The organism is Lelliottia jeotgali (genome assembly GCF_016771845.1).
Lineage (GTDB): Bacteria > Pseudomonadota > Gammaproteobacteria > Enterobacterales > Enterobacteriaceae > Enterobacter > Enterobacter jeotgali.
Genome location: NZ_JAENMQ010000001.1, coordinates 1,031,324 through 1,049,843, shown reverse-complemented (window position 1 = coordinate 1,049,843; position 18,520 = coordinate 1,031,324). Strand labels below are relative to the sequence as shown.

The 18,520-nt window shown below is 52.7% G+C and carries 17 protein-coding genes; 6 read left to right on the top strand and 11 right to left on the bottom strand.

From position 1 onward, the window contains the following. The first annotated feature begins 2 nt into the window (after nt 1-2). Together JBO43_RS04965 and JBO43_RS04960 are read left to right on the top strand one after the other, a co-directional pair. Entirely contained in the window at nt 3-1,199 is a 1,197-nt protein-coding gene (locus JBO43_RS04965) for a Bcr/CflA family multidrug efflux MFS transporter (RefSeq protein ID WP_103949619.1), read from the top strand. A gap of 333 nt (nt 1,200-1,532) precedes the next feature. Continuing rightward, nucleotides 1,533-1,877, top strand: coding sequence for a YejG family protein (locus tag JBO43_RS04960; RefSeq protein ID WP_095282697.1), 345 nt, complete (start codon nt 1,533-1,535; stop codon nt 1,875-1,877). Between the two features lie 3 nt (nt 1,878-1,880). On the opposite strand, the gene yejF is transcribed toward JBO43_RS04960, so the two are convergent. The 9 genes from yejF to JBO43_RS04915 form a co-directional block, all read right to left on the bottom strand. Continuing rightward, complete coding sequence (yejF, locus tag JBO43_RS04955; RefSeq protein ID WP_202673832.1) at nt 1,881-3,470, bottom strand: microcin C ABC transporter ATP-binding protein YejF; 1,590 nt, start codon at nt 3,468-3,470, stop codon at nt 1,881-1,883. A 1-nt stretch (nt 3,471) separates the two neighbouring features. Then, nucleotides 3,472-4,497, bottom strand: a complete 1,026-nt coding sequence (locus tag JBO43_RS04950; RefSeq protein ID WP_202673831.1) for an ABC transporter permease — start codon at nt 4,495-4,497, stop codon at nt 3,472-3,474. Beyond that, nucleotides 4,497-5,591, bottom strand: coding sequence for a microcin C ABC transporter permease YejB (locus JBO43_RS04945; protein ID WP_095282694.1), 1,095 nt, complete (start codon nt 5,589-5,591; stop codon nt 4,497-4,499). The genes JBO43_RS04950 and JBO43_RS04945 overlap by 1 nt, the downstream gene beginning before the upstream one ends. A gap of 9 nt (nt 5,592-5,600) precedes the next feature. Beyond that, nucleotides 5,601-7,406 (bottom strand): extracellular solute-binding protein, encoded by a 1,806-nt coding sequence (locus tag JBO43_RS04940; RefSeq protein WP_202673830.1) that lies wholly within the window; start codon nt 7,404-7,406, stop codon nt 5,601-5,603. An 87-nt stretch (nt 7,407-7,493) separates the two neighbouring features. After that, a complete protein-coding gene (locus JBO43_RS04935; protein WP_103949640.1) occupies nt 7,494-9,050 on the bottom strand; it encodes a cyclic di-GMP phosphodiesterase in 1,557 nt (518 codons plus the stop codon). 201 nt (nt 9,051-9,251) lie between these two features. Further along, the gene (gene mepS / locus JBO43_RS04930; RefSeq protein ID WP_095282692.1) at nt 9,252-9,821 is read right to left on the bottom strand and encodes a bifunctional murein DD-endopeptidase/murein LD-carboxypeptidase; all 570 of its coding nucleotides are present in this window, start codon (nt 9,819-9,821) and stop codon (nt 9,252-9,254) included. A gap of 415 nt (nt 9,822-10,236) precedes the next feature. Then, nucleotides 10,237-10,950, bottom strand: a complete 714-nt coding sequence (locus JBO43_RS04925) for a phosphatase PAP2 family protein (RefSeq protein ID WP_202673829.1) — start codon at nt 10,948-10,950, stop codon at nt 10,237-10,239. Nucleotides 10,951-10,993: 43 nt separating this feature from the next. Next, complete coding sequence (locus JBO43_RS04920) at nt 10,994-11,971, bottom strand: CobW family GTP-binding protein (RefSeq protein ID WP_202673828.1); 978 nt, start codon at nt 11,969-11,971, stop codon at nt 10,994-10,996. Nucleotides 11,972-12,092: 121 nt separating this feature from the next. Continuing rightward, on the bottom strand, nt 12,093-13,559 hold the full coding sequence (locus tag JBO43_RS04915; RefSeq protein WP_103947197.1) for a mannitol dehydrogenase family protein: 1,467 nt from the start codon (nt 13,557-13,559) through the stop codon (nt 12,093-12,095). Between the two features lie 204 nt (nt 13,560-13,763). Here JBO43_RS04915 and uxuA point away from each other — a divergent pair, with 204 nt between their 5' ends. After that, on the top strand, nt 13,764-14,954 hold the full coding sequence (uxuA, locus tag JBO43_RS04910; RefSeq protein WP_103947196.1) for a mannonate dehydratase: 1,191 nt from the start codon (nt 13,764-13,766) through the stop codon (nt 14,952-14,954). A 124-nt stretch (nt 14,955-15,078) separates the two neighbouring features. Here uxuA and yeiP read toward each other — a convergent pair whose 3' ends face one another. Continuing rightward, nucleotides 15,079-15,651 (bottom strand): elongation factor P-like protein YeiP, encoded by a 573-nt coding sequence (gene yeiP, locus JBO43_RS04905; RefSeq protein ID WP_095282688.1) that lies wholly within the window; start codon nt 15,649-15,651, stop codon nt 15,079-15,081. 165 nt (nt 15,652-15,816) lie between these two features. Here yeiP and JBO43_RS04900 point away from each other — a divergent pair, with 165 nt between their 5' ends. The 3 genes from JBO43_RS04900 to JBO43_RS04890 all read left to right on the top strand — a co-directional run bounded on the left by JBO43_RS04900 (nt 15,817) and on the right by JBO43_RS04890 (nt 17,024). Continuing rightward, on the top strand, nt 15,817-16,071 hold the full coding sequence (locus JBO43_RS04900; protein ID WP_202673827.1) for a YkgJ family cysteine cluster protein: 255 nt from the start codon (nt 15,817-15,819) through the stop codon (nt 16,069-16,071). A 143-nt stretch (nt 16,072-16,214) separates the two neighbouring features. Beyond that, nucleotides 16,215-16,754: a thioredoxin fold domain-containing protein gene (locus tag JBO43_RS04895; RefSeq protein ID WP_217450146.1), complete on the top strand. Its 540-nt coding sequence runs from the start codon at nt 16,215-16,217 to the stop codon at nt 16,752-16,754. A 42-nt stretch (nt 16,755-16,796) separates the two neighbouring features. Beyond that, complete coding sequence (locus tag JBO43_RS04890) at nt 16,797-17,024, top strand: hypothetical protein (protein WP_103949611.1); 228 nt, start codon at nt 16,797-16,799, stop codon at nt 17,022-17,024. Nucleotides 17,025-17,095: 71 nt separating this feature from the next. Here the strand turns inward: JBO43_RS04890 and setB are convergent, their stop codons facing one another. Then, nucleotides 17,096-18,277 (bottom strand): sugar efflux transporter SetB, encoded by a 1,182-nt coding sequence (gene setB, locus JBO43_RS04885; protein ID WP_095282685.1) that lies wholly within the window; start codon nt 18,275-18,277, stop codon nt 17,096-17,098. Nucleotides 18,278-18,520: the final 243 nt, after the last annotated feature.

Genomic DNA, 18,520 nt, shown 5'->3' with positions numbered 1-18,520 from the left:
CTGTGACCACCAGGCCACACTCATCAATCAGCATCGTGTTTATCCTTGGTCTGCTGGCCATGTTGATGCCGCTGTCTATCGACATGTACCTGCCTGCACTGCCGGTGATTTCCGCGCAGTTTGGCGTACCAGCCGGCAGCGCGCAAATGACGCTCAGCACCTATATCCTCGGTTTTGCCGTTGGCCAATTGTTGTATGGCCCGATGGCGGACAGCATTGGCCGCAAGCCGGTGATCCTCGGGGGAACGCTGGTGTTTGCGGGTGCGGCGGTGGCCTGTGCGCTGGCGCAGACGATCGATCATCTGATTATCATGCGTTTCTTCCACGGTCTGGCGGCTGCGGCGGCGAGCGTGGTGATAAATGCCCTGATGCGCGATATCTATCCGAAGGAAGAGTTCTCGCGCATGATGTCTTTCGTCATGCTGGTGACCACCATCGCGCCGCTGTTGGCTCCGATGATTGGTGGCGCAGTATTGGTATGGTTTAGCTGGCACGCGATTTTCTGGATTCTGGCGATTGCCGCGCTGCTGGCCTCAGCAATGATTTTCTTCTTTATCGATGAAACTTTGCCGGTGGAACGTCGGCAGAAGTTTCATATTCGCACCACTATCGGAAACTTTGCGTCGCTGTTTCGTCATAAACGCGTCCTGAGCTACATGCTGGCGAGCGGCTTCAGCTTTGCGGGAATGTTCTCATTCCTGAGCGCCGGTCCGTTCGTGTACATCGAAATCAACCACGTCTCACCGCAGCATTTCGGCTACTACTTCGCGCTAAACATCGTGTTCCTGTTTGTGATGACCATCATTAACAGCCGCTTTGTCCGTCGGGTTGGGGCCATCAATATGTTCCGCGCGGGGCTGTGGATCCAATTTGTAATGGCTATCTGGATGGTGCTAACCGCTTTCTTTGGCATCGGTTTCTGGGCGCTGGTGGTCGGTGTAGCGGCGTTTGTCGGCTGTGTGTCGATGGTGTCATCCAACGGCATGGCGGTAATTCTCGACGAGTTTCCTCACATGGCGGGAACCGCATCGTCCCTGGCGGGGACATTCCGTTTCGGCATTGGCGCGATTGTCGGTGCGCTGCTCTCAATGGCGACGTTTAACACCGCCTGGCCGATGATTTGGTCGATCGCGTTTTGCGCCACCAGTTCGATTCTTTTCTATCTCTATGCCAGTCGGCCACGAAAATCGGCAAGCTGATGAAGAAAAGGGGCCAATGCGGCCCCTTTTTTTGACGCTCGTCAACCAAACTCTCGTTTGTTTACCCCTTGTTTGTTTCTTTTATGTAAAATCTATTTATGTAAAAAGTCACATCGTTGTAGTTAAAAAGGTTGAGTTAGATCGCAGAAACGGGTACATATAGCGCCAAAGCGAGCCTGTAACTCACAAAATAATGCCCTGTAAAATCAGACTTCATAGCTTGTAACATCAGGCTGTATGCGGTTTCTCAGGAAAATAACGGCAGGTTAGCAACGATGTGTTACTATAAATGTAAATAAATTGTGAAGGCTTTTTTGCTTCCGGGGAAAGAACGTGAATACATTACAACTCTCTATAGTCCATCGCTTGCCCCAGAGCTATCGCTGGTCGGCGGGTTTTGCAGGTTCGAAAGTTGAACCGATTCCGCAAAGTGGAAAAGAGGGCGAAAACAGTCTGGTTGCGCTGAAGTTACTCAGCCCGGATGATGAAAATGCATGGCCGGTTATGGAGCGTTTGAGCCAGGCGCTGACCGATATCGAAGTCGTCAGCTCTGTGCTGGAGTGCGAAGGCGAGCCGTGCCTGTTTGTAAACAGCCAGGATGAATTTGCGGCGACCTGTCGTTTGAAGAACTTTGGTGTTGCGATCGCCGAGCCGTTTTCCGGCCAGTATCCTTTCTGAGCGTCAGCTCAACGCTAGCAGCTGACGCGTATACTCATGCGTCGGCGCGGCAAAAACGCGCTGACAATCACCCTGTTCGACCACTTCTCCCTGTCGCAACACAATCACCTGATGGCACAACGCGCGCACTACGTGTAAGTCGTGGCTGATAAAGATATAGGCCAGCCGGTGCTTTTCCTGTAATCCCTTCAGTAATGCCAGAATCTGCGCTTGTACCGTTCTGTCGAGGGACGACGTCGGTTCATCCAGAATAATCAACTCGGGCTTCAAAATCAGCGCGCGGGAGATGGCAATTCGCTGGCGCTGACCGCCGGAAAAGGCCGCCGGATATCGATGGCGTGTCTCTGGGTCCAGTCCAACTTCCCGCATCACACGAATCACTTCATCTTCTCGCTGGCGAGCGCTCAGTTCCGGGTGGTGAACGCGCAGCCCTTCCTCAATAATTTGCAGTACGTTCAGCCGGGGATTGAGCGACGAGTTCGGGTCCTGAAATACCACCTGCATTCGTGGTCGCACGGGTAACATCTGCCTGCGGTTCCAGCTGTGAAGCGGTTTACCATCAAACATAATGGTGCCGCGAGAGGCAATCAGGCGCAGCAGTGCCAGGCCAGTGGTGCTTTTCCCGGAACCTGACTCGCCAACCAGCCCCAGCGTTTCACCTGGACGCAGCGAAAAGCTGACGTTCTTCAACACGGTATTCTCTGCCACCTGGCGGCGGAAAATACCTTTACGCACCGGGAAGGCGACGCCAAGGTTTTCGACGTTCAATAGCGGTGGGCTGCCCGCCGTCAGCGGGACCGGATCGCCCGATGGCTCGCTGTCGAGCAGGCGCTGTGTGTAAGGGTGTTGAGGCGCATGGAACAGGGCGCTCGCTGTGTTCTGTTCGACGCAGCGGCCGTTTTGCATCACCGCCACATTATCCGCCAGCTTCTTCACAATGCTGAGGTTGTGGGTGATAAACAGCAGGCTCATGTTGAGCTCATCGCGCAATTCGCGCAGCAACTGCAGGATTTGCGCCTGCACCGTGACATCCAGCGCAGTCGTCGGCTCGTCGGCAATCAGCAGTTCCGGGCGCGTCAGCAGTGCCATGGCAATCATCACACGCTGGCGCTCTCCGCCCGACAGCTGATGCGGAAAGTCCGTCAGCCGTTTAGCAGCATTGCGGATGCCGGTACGCTCCAGACAATCGAGAATCTCGCCACGGGCGGCTTCTTTGCGCATTCCCCGGTGCAGGGACAGCACTTCGTACAGCTGTTTTTCCAGGGTGTGCAGCGGGTTGAGCGACACCATCGGTTCCTGGAAGATCATCGCGATTTTATTCCCGCGTACCCCGCGCAGGGTATGTTCATCTGCGTGCAGCAACGACTGGCTGTGGAACAGGATATCGCCCTGCGGATAAACCACCGGCGGTGAGGGGAGCAGACGCAACACCGACAGCGCCGTCACACTTTTGCCGGAGCCGGATTCACCGACCAGCGCCAGCGTTTCCCCGGTGTGGATTTGCAGAGATAAATCACTCACCACGTCACGCGTCTCACCCTGCTGGGTAAAAGCGATAGAAAGATGTTCAATGCTAAGAAGAGGCTGGGTCATCTTATACCGCCTTGTTAGGATCGAAGGCATCGCGGACCGCTTCGCCAATAAAAATCAGTAGCGACAGCAATATGGCCACGGAAAGAAATGCCGTAATACCCAGCCACGGTGCCTGCAAATTGTTTTTGCCCTGCAACAGCAGTTCGCCTAATGACGGTGAGCCGAGCGGTAAACCGAACCCCAGAAAATCGAGCGAAGTCAGGGTGGTAATCGAGCTGCACAGAATAAACGGCAGAAAGGTTAGCGTCGCCACCACCGCGTTGGGCAGCATATGGCGGAAGATAATGCTGCGATCGCTGACGCCTAATGCCTGTGCTGCGCGGATATAATCGAAGTTACGGGTGCGTAAAAACTCTGCGCGTACCACGCCCACCAGCGCCATCCAGCCAAACAGAACCGTAATGCCCAGCAGCCACCAAAAGTTAGGTTGTAATACGCTTGAGAGCAAAATAATCAAAAACAGCGTCGGCATTCCGGACCAGACTTCAATAAAACGCTGGCCCCACAGATCGATTTTGCCGCCGTAATAGCCCTGAACTGCGCCTGCCACCACGCCCATCACGCTTGAACACAGCGTCAGCATCAGGCCGAACAGAATGGAGATCCGCGTACCGTAGAGAATACGTGCCAGCACATCCCCGCCGTTCGCGTCGGTCCCTAGCCAGTTTTGCGCCGAGGGAGCAGAAGGGAAGGGCGTCGAGGTGGAGAAGTTAATACTGTTCGCGCCAAAACGAATCGGCGCCCACAGCGTCCAGCCGTGGTTGTCGAGCCGATCGCGCAGCCACGGGTCCCGATAATCCGCCGGTGTGGCAAACGGCCCACCGAAATCGCTTTCGCTGTAGTTATTGATAACCGGCGTGTACCAGCGATCGTTAAAATGCACCAGCAGCGGTTTGTCGTTGGCGATAAGTTCTGAACACAGGCTCAGGATAAACAGCACGGCAAAGATCCACAGGGACCAATAGCCGCGACGGTTATGGCGAAAACGCGCCCAGCGGGCCTGGTTGACGGGGCTTAAATGCGGCATCAGCGGCCCTCAAAATCAATACGAGGATCGACCAGCGTGTAGCTGATGTCGCTGATAATATTCAGCAGCAGGCCGATCAAGGTGAAAATATAGAGTGTGCCAAACATCACGGGATAGTCGCGTGAGACGGTGGCTTCGTAGCCGAGCAGGCCAAGGCCATTGAGGGAGAACATCACCTCGATTAGCAGCGAGCCGGTGAAAAACATGCTGATGAAAGTGGCCGGAAAACCGGCGATCACCAGCAGCATGGCGTTGCGAAACACATGCTTCCACATGATTTGCTTTTCGCTCACCCCTTTTGCCCGCGCGGTCACCACGTACTGCTTGCGGATCTCATCCAGAAACGCGTTTTTGGTCAGCATCGTCAGGGCGGCAAACCCACCGATAACGGTCGCCAGCACCGGCAGGGTGATATGCCACAGATAATCGGTGATTTTCTGATACCACGGCAATGAGCTGAAGTCAGCTGACACCAGTCCGCGCAGCGGGAAGAGGTCAAAATAACTGCCGCCAGCAAAAAAGACGATCAGCAGAACCGCGAACAGAAACGCCGGGATCGCGTAACCAATGATGATGAAAGTGCTGCTCCAGATGTCAAAGCGGCTGCCGTTATGCACCGCTTTGCGTATTCCCAGAGGAATCGACACCAGATAGATAATTAGCGTGCCCCACAACCCGAGGGTTATCGATACCGGCAGGCTATCTTTAATGAGCTGGATCACCGAGGCGCTGCGAAACAGGCTGTCACCGAAATCGAAACGCACGTAATCCCAGAGCATTTTGAAATAACGTTCGTGAATCGGTTTGTCGAAGCCATAGCGATGGGTGATCTCGGCGATCACTTCGGGATCTAGCCCACGTCCGCCGCGATAGTGACTCTCACTGATATTCCCGGTGCCTGTTTGTGCGTGGCTGGCGCGTAGGCCTTCGCCACCGCCGCCGGGTAAGCTGCCGCTGTGGCCAAACTCAATGGCGGCAATGGCCTGATCGACCGGGCCGCCGGGGGCAATCTGCACGATGAAAAAGTTAATAGTAATAATCGCCCACAGCGTCGGGATAATCAGCAATAAGCGGCGAATCAGGTAAGCACCCATTTTTATTCCTTAACGCCGTTCAGCGGGCAGTCTGGCGGCTTTATTGACGTCATACCACCAGTTATCGAATCCCAGCGAGTAGATCGGGCGAACGGACGGCTTCGAGAACTTATCCCAGTAAGCGAGGCGATCTTCCCCCATAAACCACATCGGCAGCATGTAGTAGTTCCAGGTCAAAACGCGATCGAGTGCGCGGCCCAGAGGAACCAGTTTATCTTTATCTCCCTGCGCGGCGATAATCTGAGCAATCAGGTTGTCGATGACCGGGCTTTTGACGCCAGGCGCATTGTAAGAGGAGTTGATATAGTCCGACGCCCACGAAATCCGCAGATTGGTGTTGGGCCACGGTTGGGCCTGCCATAAGCGCGGCATCATGTCGTAATCACGGTTGCGCATGCGGTTGGTTATCTGCGCATTATCAACCTGGCGGATCTCCACGGTGACACCTAAACGTTCCAGATTGTGCTGGAACGGCAGCACCCACTGATTATTGCCCGCTGAAGAGAGCAGCAGCTCGAAGCTGAGCGGTTTCCCGGTTTGCGCATTCACCCGCTTCTGGTTTTTAAGCGTCCAGCCAGCGTCGTCCAGCAGTTTGCTGGCTTTGAGCAGGTTATCCCGGTCGTAGCCATCGCCTTTCGACGTCGGTGGCTCAAAGATGCTGGTAAAGACTTCTGGAGGAACCTCCGCTTTGAGTGGTGCAAGCAGGGTCAGTTCGGCGGCGTCGGGATAACCCCGCGCCGCGTACTCAGTGTTCTGGAAATAACTATTGGTGCGGCTGTAAGCCCCGTAAAACAGCGCTTTGTTCATCCATTCAAAGTCAAAGGCCAGGGTGATTGCCTGACGCACACGCCGGTCGGCAAACACCGGGCGCTGGATGTTGAACGCCAGCCAGCGGGTGTCCTGCGCGGATTCGTTTTTTTGCTCATCTTTCACGATGAAGTGGTTAGCAAAGTTTTTGCCCACGTAGCGGGTCGCCCAGTTTTTAGCGCTGACTTCCTGGCGCATATCGTACGCTCCGGCTTTGAACGCTTCGAAGGCGACATTGTCGTCCAGATAGTAGTCGTAGCGAATGGTATCGAAATTCCAGCGCCCACGGTTGACCGGTAAATTAGCCGCCCAATAATCTTTCACGCGGGAGTAGACGATGTATTGCCCCATCTTCCAGCGGGTGATGCGATAAGGGCCGCCAGCCAACGGTGGTGTGGAGATCGGGTCGCTGAGCTTATGGTCTTTCCAGAATGATTCTGGCATCACCGGGAGCGAGAAAAGACTCAGCATGTTCTCTTTGCCCGGCTCAGCCAGTGCGATGCGCACGGTAAGTGGGGCGATAGCTTTCACGGTGGCACCTTTGAACACCAGGCGAAACTGCGGCACACCTTCAGTCATAAATTTATGAAAGGTAAAAGCAACATCGCTGGCTTTGACGGGGGAACCGTCATGAAAACGTGCGCGGGGATTGAGCGTCACTTCCGCCCAGGAAAAGTCATCTGCGTAACGGACGGAATCGGCGATAAGCGGGTAGTAGCTTCCTGGCTCGTCATCAGAGGTGACAAAAAGCGTGTCATACAGCGAATCGGTACGCTCAGCGGCGACTCCGCGTAGGGCAAAACGGTTGAAATTGTCAAACGTCCCTAGCGAAGAGAGAGTGATATTCCCACCTTTAGGTGCCGCAGGGTTAACGTAATCGAAGTGGGTAAAGTTTGCCTCATACTTTGGCTCGCCAAGCACGGCAAACGCATAGCTCTCTTTAATATTCTGCGCCTGGCAAGTCACGCTGATGAACGCCATTAACAGCAAAACAAAGCGCATAGTCATTCGCAGCGTATCCCTCTTCTATTCTGGCTCACCGTCAGTGAGACTTATGGTTAGCTGATAATAAGTGACGAAACCGCCATTGTGAAATCATTCACTGTCTTTAACAAAATCAGGTTCCCATTTCAGGAATTGTGCCAGCGGCATGGGGCGGCTAATCCAGTAACCTTGCAGGTAGTTCACGCCATGTTGGCGGAGCCAGGCTGCCTGCTCGGGCGTTTCGACGCCTTCAGCAACCGTTACCATATTCAGGCGTCGTGCCAGCGTCAGCACGGCATCCAGAACCGGAGAAGTGACCGTTTCCGTACCGATGGCATTCACAAAACCGCGATCGATTTTGAGGTAATCCATCGTGAAGCGTTCCAGATAAATCAGCGCGCTGTGGCCAGTACCAAAATCATCTATCGCAATTTCAAAGCCTTCATGGTGCAGCCATTCGAATAGCGGGGCGGCTTCGAGCTGATTTATCATGTCGCGCTCAGTCACTTCCAGTACCACCTGGAAATGATCCGGCGGCAGAGAGGCCGCGAATTTACGCATGTCGTCTTTGAAGCTGTCGGCATGAAGATGACCTGGCGCGATGTTAATCCCCAGCTTCGCCCCCGGTGGCAGCACGGTTTGTAGCTGCGGAGCATCGCGGATAATCAGATCGAAAAGATGTAGCGTCAGCGGGACAATCAGCTTTTGCGCTTCGGCAAAATTGATAAACGCATCCGGCGGGATTTCTCCCATCGTCGGGTGCTTCCAGCGCATCAGCACTTCGCAGCCCTGCATCTTCAGCTCTTTCGCATCTACCACCGGCTGATAGACCACATAGAACTGGCCACGTTTTATAGCGGTCAGGATCTCTTTGCCGGGATGCAAACGAATGGTGAGGATATAAAAAGTGAGCGTGCCCGCCAAAATGCCGCATATCAGGCCAAAGAGCAGTGCAAACAGGATTTCGTAGGGCGTCCACTCCTGGGCATACAGGTTTATGGTGAGTGGGACGTCTTTCAGGGTAGCGCTGCGGATAGGGTTTTCATGCAAATCGTTGACGTTGATCAGACGGCCTGACGCGGTGGATAACGCCGTTTTGCCAATGATTACCGCGATACCGGCAAACTCATCCTGACGCGAGGTATAGAGCAAATAGGGCGTTAAATTGATATTGATTGAGGTGAATACACCACCGCCTTTGATCAGCGGATTTTGATACCAGACGACGATCGCGGGTTTGTCTGGCAGCATTGGTGTACCGGGCAGCAGTGCCATATCCACGGATTTAGTGGTATCCAGATCCGGTATCAGTTCCTTCATCGGGACGTCCATCGGCCCGGTGGCCGAAGAGCAAAATGCAGCGTTATCCCGGACCAGTAAAAAGGCGCGAACGTTAACGCTAAAGGCGGCACGGGAGGTCAGCTCTGCGCCCACGTCCTGGCAATTACTCAGGGTGAAGGGTTGCAGGGTATCAATAGAGGTTTTGAGATCGGAGAAATAGCTCTCCATGTAGACTTTAAGGTCAACAATAAGGGTATCGAACTTCACTTCCCGCTTATGGTAGCTCAGAAAAAACTGCAGCATTCCGCAGAGGAGGGCAACAATAATGCCCGCGAGGATGCTGCCTGTCAGAACTTTGCGGCTGGTGGAAAAGAAACGAGTGAGCATAAACGTCATTGTTCCTGGATCGTCGTGGTTCCGGCAGGACGACTAATCTTACGTATTTACAAGACTATAGCCTGGTTTTATATAACCAGTGATATATGAGAAAAGAGCGCGCGGGGTTAAACGGGCAAAAAAAAACACTGCCGAAGCAGTGCTTATTTTTTATCGCGTTGCCAGCCAAGGGATAACCAACAACACGACAGATTAACTGCGACTCAGTACACGGCGCGCTTCGTTATAGCGCTTCTTCCAGTAAGGCTCATTCATGCTGGAAATCGTCACACCACTACTTGTGGAAGCATGAACAAACTGGTCGTTGCCGATGTAGATACCGACGTGACGGCCTGTTGAACCGGCGCGGAACAGAACCAAATCACCGGTACGCAATTTCGTACGCGAGATGGATTTACCCATTTCCTGCTGTTCGTAAGTCGAACGTGGCAGATCTAAGCCAAACTGCTCGCGGAATGTACGCTGTACAAAACCGGAACAATCGATACCTTTTTTGGTGCTGCCGCCCAGGCGATAGCGCACGCCTTTCCAGCTAGCATACTGGTCCATAATGCGGGACTTAACGTCCAGATTACGTACCATATTCTCAAATTCATCCTGAGAGGCTTGCAGTGACGAGGCATCTTCCATGCCCACAACACGCGTCTCAGGATGCATATTCTTTGCGGTGTTTGTCGTGCTACATGCAGATAACAGTACCGCTACTGCTATTGCCGGGATTCCCCGCAAGATATATCTCAAAATCGGTTGAGATTTGACCATTTTGATTATTTTCCCTTGAAGTCCTTAACGATAAATACCGTTATAAAAATGCCAAACGTGACGAGACTAATTACCTGCGCACAATGAGACAATTCTTTATGGCCAAATCTGTGGTCTAACGCACAAACTTATTCACCCTGAGAATAATTATCTCTGTGAGGCAAAACGAGTTCGAGATTACCCGATCCCCTTAGGCATTGAAAGCAAAAATAGGGGCTTTTTTATAAGAAAATGTGATAGGCAAAGCGATTAACCGGGATTGACTAAAATAGCGGCAATTTAGGTTAAATCTTATGCAAGGCATTCATTTGTCAGGTGAATGATATTACGAGAAGATGACAAAATAGGGCATAAGCGGCGGGAAAAGCATCAGGGATCGAAATGATCCCTGATGGATGATGTTAATTTAGGTGGGTTATTTGTTTTGGTTTTGTTGCATTTTACCCGGAAGATAGCGATCAAATAACGCAATCAGACGATCGCTGAGCGGGGTCATTAAGCACCACGGCGCGCCAATCAGCACTGCAGAAAGTGAACCGATAACAATATCCGTTAGCCAATGCGCGCCAATCATTACGCGTGGGAAAGCGAAAACCACAACAATAATCAGGGCAACTGCGAAGGCTTTTTTGCCGAAATAGCGAAGCATGAATGAAGAGAAAATAAGCAACATCATTCCATGATCCCCAGGGAAGCTGTCCTTTGACGCATCCTTGGTGGAGATATGCAGTAATTCACTGACCCGATGAACATTTGGGAAGAACAGCGACGGACTGGAGCGCTTAACCGGCATCAACCCTTGCGCGAGCTGGTTAATCACCACGGCGGTGAGCAGCATCACCAGACCGATCATAATGATTCGGCGGCGTCCCGCGGCATCTTCTTTGAGCCAGAATGAGAGCATTAGGCAGCCCATTGCCAGCAGGGAACAGCCATCGAAGGCGCGATTGTTAGTGATCGCGACAAGCCACAGAATCACCTGGCTCTTGACCAGCTGTTCATTGAAGAAATGGAAGATACCGGAATCAATCGGGAACCAGAAACCGTGATTTACCGGCAGATACCAGGACAAAAAGAGCGCCACACCGGCGGCGTTGAGCAGTAATATCAGGGGAAGTTTTTTAATCATCGTCATATGCATAGCAGTTTAGTCGGGGGCAACGTTAGTGGCTTCAACTTAAACGAAGCCTCAACAAGCTCGCCTGAAGTGCGTTCCAGTCGGTGTTAACCGCACTAATTAACTCTATTCGGCTGTCAGGTGGCGCAACGTTTTGGGTTTCAATGAAGAAGTCCGCTCCCTGACGGTTAATGCGAACCAGGCCATCCTGGGTGCGCATAACGCCTTTGACGCGATCCACCGGCGCGAGCCTTGCCCACTCAAGAATACCAATGGTGTCGAAGCAGGTATCGGCATCAAAAATCCAGCCACAGGCCTGATGGCCTTGCCCGCTGTTCAGGCTGCGACGCCAGCGCTGATGTTCCGGCAGGCTCAACGCCGCCAGCCCTTTTTGTGGGGCGTGACTGTGGGCATGTGCGGCGCTGGCAGGCAGTTCGGCCATATTCCGACGCGGCAGGTCGAGCAGCGCATTATCGATTTTTCCCTGCGTCGCCATCACAAACTGACGATCGTTGCCAAAATTCTGCCACCAGAAATCAAAGGCGTCGCGGCTTTCCAGGGAAGCACGGTCCTCTTTATTCGCCACAATGATGTCTGCTGAAGCCAACTGATCGCGGAAGTTCTCATTTTTCACCGCTTTCTCATCCAGTAGCTGGCGTGGATCGAGAATACACAGCGTGGCGCGAAGATCGATCCACGGCTCATACACCGGGGCGGTGAGGAGATCGAGAATTTGCTTAGGATGGCCCAAACCGGTCGGTTCAATGATTAAACGGTCCGGCTTTCCCTGGCGCAGCAGAGTGTTCAGCCCCACCTGCATCGGCAGGCCGTTAACGCAGCACATGCATCCACCGGGGATCTCTTTGACCATCGCGCCACTGTCAGCCATCAGCGCGCCATCAATGCCAATCTCACCGAATTCGTTCACCAGTATGGCCCATTTCTCCGCCGGATCTTTATTGGCCAGCAGATGAAGGATGGAGGTGGTTTTGCCGCTGCCGAGAAAACCGGTTACGAGGTTAGTTTTGGTCACATGCGCTCCAGGAATAATTGTAATGCTGTAACAATTATCAATAATCCTGGCGAAAATTAACAGCGTTGGGAAGGGGTGAGGCGAACAGAGGCGCTTCTGTTCGCCTTAAACGCACGATGGGTTAAACGACCAGAGTCTCGAGCACTGCCTGACGCGCACCGTGTTGGACAATGCGTTGATACGCCTGATTTATCGCCTCGACAAACTGCGGATGCTGCGGTAAATCCGTGCCAAACACTTCGCTCAGCGCCAGCAGGGCGCTGACGCGTTCTTCTTCATTGCTGGTTTCCACAATCGCACGAATTTTATCGCTTAGCGGATCGCGAATATCAATGCTGTTGCCGTCGTCATCAAAACCGCTGACGTAGCGCATCCAGCCCGCAATCCCCAGTGCCAGCAGCGGCCAGGCGCTTTCTCGCGCTAAATGAACTCGCACGCCCTCCAGCATACGCTGAGGCAATTTCTGGCTGCCGTCCATCGCGATCTGCCAGGTACGATGCTGTAGCGCCGGGTTGGCAAACCGATCGATCAGGCTGTCGGCATATGCAGTCAGGTCAACGCCAGTAATTCGCAGCGTTGGAGCCTGTTCATTCAGCATCAGGCGGCGCGCGGCCTCACGGAACGCGTCGTCCTGCATACAGTCGCTGATATGCGCAAAACCGGCCAGATAACCCAGATACGCAAGGAACGAGTGGCTGCCGTTAAGCATCCGCAGCTTCATTTGCTCCCAGGGCAACACATCCTGCACCATTTGTACGCCTGCCAGCTCCCATTCCGGCCGCCCGGCCACAAAGTTATCTTCGACGACCCACTGGATGAACGGTTCGCAGCTGATGGCACAGGGATCTTCCACGCCCAGTTCGCGGGTTATTTCCGCCAGCGACTCTTGCGTGGCGGCGGGGACAATACGGTCAACCATAGTGCCAGGGAAGCTGACGTGTTCAGCAATCCACGCGGCAAGTTCCGGCGAGCGTTTTTCCGCCATCCCCAGCACCGCGTTTTTCACCACATGACCATTATCAGGAATGTTATCGCAGGAGAGTACTGTGAACGGAGCCAGTCCACGCTCGTGGCGCCGATGCAGGGCTTCCACCAGAATGCCCGGTGCCGAGTGCGGCTCAGATGGATTTTCCAGATCGTGAACGATCCGCGCATTTTGCGTATCCAGTTTGCCCGTCGCCGGATCGATGCAATAGCCTTTCTCGGTTATGGTGAGTGACACAATCGCCACCTGCGGCTCACAAAACTTCTCAATAATGGCCGCTAGCGAATCGAGTTTTGCATTCAGACATTCATTCACTGCACCGATGATAATTGGCTGATTACCGTCGGCCCCTTTTTCCAGCACAGTAAAGAGATGATCCTGTGCGCGAAGCTGGCTCATCAACGTATCTCCGCTGAACAGGCTAATCTCGCAGATCCCCCAGTCGCCTCCTTTGGCATTTAGCACGCGGTTTGTTAACAACGCCTGATGCGCGCGATGAAAAGCACCAAAACCGAAGTGAACGATGCGGGAGCGCAGCTGCTGGCGATCGAACTGCGGCAGCTGGACATGAGAAGGGAGCGCGGTCGAGGCAATTGTCTTCATGAAATACACACCTGATTAACCATTAATTAACAAGGTTAGTGTAAAGTTATATGACAGCAAATTGAATTGGTAAGCCGTAAATATCCAGATTCTGTGAGATCGATCAATCAATGTCGCCGGCTGTATTGACCGTCAGAACCAAACATGTATGGTAGTCGTCATTGCATTAAACATATTGGTATAACAACTTGAGAGGGTGTGGCAATGGAACAAACCTGGCGTTGGTACGGGCCGAATGATCCGGTTTCTCTTGATGATGTGCGTCAGGCTGGCGCAACGGGTGTTGTCACGGCACTGCACCATATTCCGAACGGTCAGGTCTGGCCGGTGGACGAAATTAAAAAGCGTCAGGCGGTGCTGGCAGAAAAAGGGCTGACCTGGTCAGTCGTTGAAAGCATCCCGGTACACGAAGAGATCAAAACCCACTCCGGTGAGTTTGAAACCTGGATTGCTAACTACCAGCAAAGCATTCGCAATCTGGCGGCCTGCGGCATTGATACCGTGTGCTACAACTTCATGCCGATACTGGACTGGACGCGTACCGACCTGGAATATCAGTTACCGGACGGCTCTAAAGCGCTGCGTTTTGACCAGATTGCTTTTGCCGCTTTTGAATTACATATCCTCAAGCGTCCAGGTGCAGCAGCGGATTATTCTGCTGAAGAGCAGCAGCAGGCGCAGCAATGGTTTAACGATGCCACCGAAGCAGACATCGAGAAGCTCACCCGCAATATCATCGCCGGTCTGCCGGGTGCGGAAGAGGGTTATACCCTGGATCAGTTCCGCGCGCGTCTGGCGGAATACGGCGATATCGACAAAAATCAGCTGCGCGAAAACATGGCCTATTTCCTGCGTGCGATTGTGCCGGTAGCAGAGGCGTGCGGTTTACGTCTGGCGGTTCACCCGGACGATCCACCGCGCCCAATTCTCGGCCTGCCGCGTATCGTTTCCACTATTGAAGATATGCAATGGCTGAAAGAAACCGTCGACAGCATCAACAACGGTTTTACCATGTGCACCGGCTCCTATGGCGTGCGCGCGGACAACGACCTGGTACGTATGATTGAAACCTTCGGCGATCGCATTCACTTCACCCATTTACGTGCAACCTGCCGCGAAGGTAACCCGAAAACCTTCCACGAAGCGGCGCACCTCAACGGTGATGTGAATATGGTGGCAGTGGTTGATGCGATTCTGAGTGAAGAGCAGCGCCGTAAGAAAGCGGGTGATTTGCGTCCGATTCCGTTCCGTCCGGACCACGGGCATCAGATGCTGGACGATCTGCGTAAGAAAACGAACCCAGGCTATTCAGCGATTGGCCGTCTGAAAGGGATGGCGGAAGTGCGCGGCGTGGAGCTGGCGCTGAAGATGACCAAGTATCCAGAGTTGTTGTAGCTTTTATCGTCGGGTGGCGGCTTCGCCTTACCCGACCTGCACAACAGGCATAAAAAAACCGGCCCAGAAGCCGGTTTTTTTGTAGGCCGGATAAGGCGAAGTCGCCATCCGGCAATAAACGCAATCAGTCCGCACGACCCATATAACGTTTTTCTTCGATATGGATACGGATTTTCTCACCAGCAGAAAGATATTCCGGAACCTGCACCACCAGACCAGTGGTCAGGGTCGCTGGTTTGTTACGCGCACTGGCAGAAGCACCTTTGATGCCTGGTGAGGTTTCTACGATTTCCAGATCTACCGTCTGCGGCAATTCCAGCGCCAGCAGCTGGCCGTCCCATGTCAGAACCTGCATATCCGGCATACCGCCTTCAGGAATGAACTGCAGCTCGTCTTCAATCTGATCTTTGGTGAAGATGTAAGGCGTGTAGTCTTCTTTATCCATGAACACGTATTCGTTGCCGTCGATGTAAGAGAAATCAACGAAACGACGGGTCAGGGTCACGGTATCTACGATATCGTCGCCTTTGAAGCGCTCTTCCACTTTCAGGCCGGTACGCACATCAGCAAAGCGCATTTTGTACAGCGTTGCTGCGCCACGGGCGCTAGGGGACTGAACATCGATATCTTTCACAATCAGCAGTTTGCTGTTGTAGTTCAGTACCATACCTTTCTTAATTTCGTTCGCTCTTGGCATTGCAATGATCCTGTTTACTGGGAGGTAAAAAATATCGCGCCAAATTACTCGCGCGCAGCCTTTCAGGCAAGAGGAATTAGTGGCTTTTGCTATCAATACGCAAAAGGTGTTACTGTGCGCGCCACGCCCGACCCTGCGGGCATCTGTCACTCATTGAGAGGGTTTATGGATTGTCGTCCAGACTGTGGTGCTTGCTGCACCGCGCCGTCCATCTCAAGCCCGATTCCAGGGATGCCAGAGGGCAAGCCTGCGAACACCCGCTGCGCTCAGCTTTCTGAAGCCAATATGTGCAATATCTTTGGTTCGCCGCTGCGGCCAAAAGTTTGCGCAAGTCTTAAGCCTTCCGTGGAGATGTGCTCGACGGACCGTCACAAAGCGATGGCGTGGCTTATTCACCTGGAGCAACAAACGGCTCCCTGAAATTATCATTCATTCAGGTTAAACCTTCTAAGTCTATTCTATGGGAAAAACAAATCCCATATTGACCCTTCTCTTAGTGCGTGTAATAGTCGTGCGGCACTTTTGTATAATAATGAGTTGGAATTTTCTTGCAGGGAAATATTATGATTCAACGATATATAATAACGACGCTATTATTTTTGGTAGTGGCACTGACCGTGTCCACCCGGACATATGCCACTACACCGGAAGAATATGAACAAGATATTGAACAGCACCTTGCGGGGCTCAAGCCTATAACTTTTCGGGCTGAAAATGAAAAAGATCATATCGTAATCTTTGTCGAAAACCAGTGTTACTACTGCGCCGATGTGCTCAAAAACGTTAAAGCCTATACGGATGTCGGTTTGACAATGTCATTCCTGACGGCTGCTCCTAAGAGCATTCGTGACAGCGTCATTGAGGACATGTCCCGGGTTTGGTGTGCTGCCGATCCGGCAAAGAGCCTGCAAAATTCGATGAAAGGTTTTTTGCCCGATAACGACAGTACGCCAGCATGCACACAGTTAATTGAACAACAGGCGGCACTCGCTGATCGTTTAGAAATCCAGGCCACACCCGCGATGATTGTGCTAAGGCCAACCCCAGTTGTTTTTATGGGAAATGTAAGACCAGAAATTATATTGAAAGAATTATCAAATTAGTAAACGTTCTGCTAATGCACGAAAGAGGCTCCGATATTTAATATGAGTAATTTGCTTCTTGGCAAAATAACCTTCGCCATACTTCTGATGCTGTGGGTATGGCGTATTTTGAGAAAGCGAAAAAAAGAAAAGTACTTTAGTTCAGCTATCTCTGAAGCTGATGCGAAAGAGTGCTATCAATGGCGATATTTCCGCTGGGGTTTTCGGCTTGTTCAGGTTATCTGCGGTGGATATTTTGTCTGGCTATCGATCACGTTTCTGCTGCAATAACTCAGCGGGTAGCGATTGATAATGGTGACACTTTGTCGCAGTGTCACCTCTTTGGGAATGAGGATATCTTCCTAAACGTCTTTAATCCGCGTCAGGCACCCAGTAGTAATGATGCACATCACCAGCGCTATCCAGAACACTGTGTGATAGCTCCAGATTTCCGCCACAATTCCAGCCAACGATCCCGCGATAATCCAGCCGACACGGGTCGTATTAGTATAAAGAGTGGTTGCTGCACCAGCCTGGCCAGGCATTAAATCCTGGAAGTAGAGCATGCCGATACCTGCAAGGATACCAATATAGATAGCGTTCAGCAGTTGTAACGCCAGCAGTAGCGCCGGGGTATGAACCGTCAGCATCCCGACGTAAAACAGCAAGCCTGCGACGACCGCAATCCGCATCAAAAAACGCTTTCCGAAGCGCTTCGCGTAGTAACCGGCGATCAGCATCGTCGGGATTTCCAGACCCGCCGCCGTGCCCATCATGATGCCCGCCAGTTTTTCCGGCAGGTGCAGTTCATCAATAATAAACAGCGGCATATTGATGATATAGAGGCTGTTGGTGCCCCACATCAGCGTGCAGACGACAAACAGCAGTAGGGCATCGCGACGGTTACGGCGCGGGGCTTCCAGCGCACCCGTTGCCAGTTTCGGCTCTTTGCGCATCGACGGCAGGAAAAACCACACCATGGCCCCGCACACCACAAACGCCACGGCTGCACTCAAATACATCACCGTAAAGCCAAAACCCATCGCCAGCGCGTAAGCCAGCGGCGGGCCAATCACCCACGCCAGCGAGACCTGGGCGCGCAGGATGGAGCTGAACATCACTGCTTCGCGGCCCGTGTGATCCGCATGTTCGCGCGCAAGGGCAAACATCTGCGGGTTGGCGGTCGAGCCAAAGCTGCTCAGAAACACCCCGACAAACAGCAGAACAAAATAGTTTCGGTTCCAGGCAAACAGCACGCAGGCAAACACGCCGAGCAGGCAGCAGAAGACAATCAGGCTTTTGCGATCGCCTTTCCTATCCGATCGTCCCGCCAGAAACTGGCTGACGAGAATGCCGATGATGGCACTGCCGGTAAAGAAAAAGCCGACCATCGCCGGACGGGCGTGGACTTCGTTAGTCAGAAACAGGCTCAGCGTTGGCGTCTGTAACGCACCGGCGATCCCGGTAAGAAAGGCAACAATCAAAAACGCCGATGACGTCAAATCAAATGGCTTTGGTGAGGCGGCAGCGGGGGAATTGTGCATGGTTTGATATCGGTGATGTGAAGAGTCGCGGAGTTTACGCCGCTTGTCAGAAAATAAACAGGTGGTGCGGTCAAATTACCCACGAAAAATCAAAATAGCATTTCAAAATTATATCTGGCTGAAGTGTGCTGAAGCGAAGCGGTAAACGTCCTTGTCCTATCAGCAAATGTTGAAGAAATGTGCTGCACTTCTAAATTCTGAAACGTGAAATGTAACTTTCCTTGCAAGCCATAACATTAAGCG

Coding starts and splice junctions, on each gene's coding strand:
- yejF (WP_202673832.1), bottom strand. CDS start 3,470: ATGACCCAGCCTCTTCTTAGCATTGAACATCTTTCTATCGCTTTTACC.
- JBO43_RS04950 (WP_202673831.1), bottom strand. CDS start 4,497: ATGCCGCATTTAAGCCCCGTCAACCAGGCCCGCTGGGCGCGTTTTCGC.
- JBO43_RS04945 (WP_095282694.1), bottom strand. CDS start 5,591: ATGGGTGCTTACCTGATTCGCCGCTTATTGCTGATTATCCCGACGCTG.
- JBO43_RS04940 (WP_202673830.1), bottom strand. CDS start 7,406: ATGACTATGCGCTTTGTTTTGCTGTTAATGGCGTTCATCAGCGTGACT.
- JBO43_RS04935 (WP_103949640.1), bottom strand. CDS start 9,050: ATGCTCACTCGTTTCTTTTCCACCAGCCGCAAAGTTCTGACAGGCAGC.
- mepS (WP_095282692.1), bottom strand. CDS start 9,821: ATGGTCAAATCTCAACCGATTTTGAGATATATCTTGCGGGGAATCCCG.
- JBO43_RS04925 (WP_202673829.1), bottom strand. CDS start 10,950: ATGATTAAAAAACTTCCCCTGATATTACTGCTCAACGCCGCCGGTGTG.
- JBO43_RS04915 (WP_103947197.1), bottom strand. CDS start 13,559: ATGAAGACAATTGCCTCGACCGCGCTCCCTTCTCATGTCCAGCTGCCG.
- uxuA (WP_103947196.1), top strand. CDS start 13,764: ATGGAACAAACCTGGCGTTGGTACGGGCCGAATGATCCGGTTTCTCTT.
- yeiP (WP_095282688.1), bottom strand. CDS start 15,651: ATGCCAAGAGCGAACGAAATTAAGAAAGGTATGGTACTGAACTACAAC.
- JBO43_RS04900 (WP_202673827.1), top strand. CDS start 15,817: ATGGATTGTCGTCCAGACTGTGGTGCTTGCTGCACCGCGCCGTCCATC.
- JBO43_RS04895 (WP_217450146.1), top strand. CDS start 16,215: ATGATTCAACGATATATAATAACGACGCTATTATTTTTGGTAGTGGCA.
- JBO43_RS04890 (WP_103949611.1), top strand. CDS start 16,797: ATGAGTAATTTGCTTCTTGGCAAAATAACCTTCGCCATACTTCTGATG.
- setB (WP_095282685.1), bottom strand. CDS start 18,277: ATGCACAATTCCCCCGCTGCCGCCTCACCAAAGCCATTTGATTTGACG.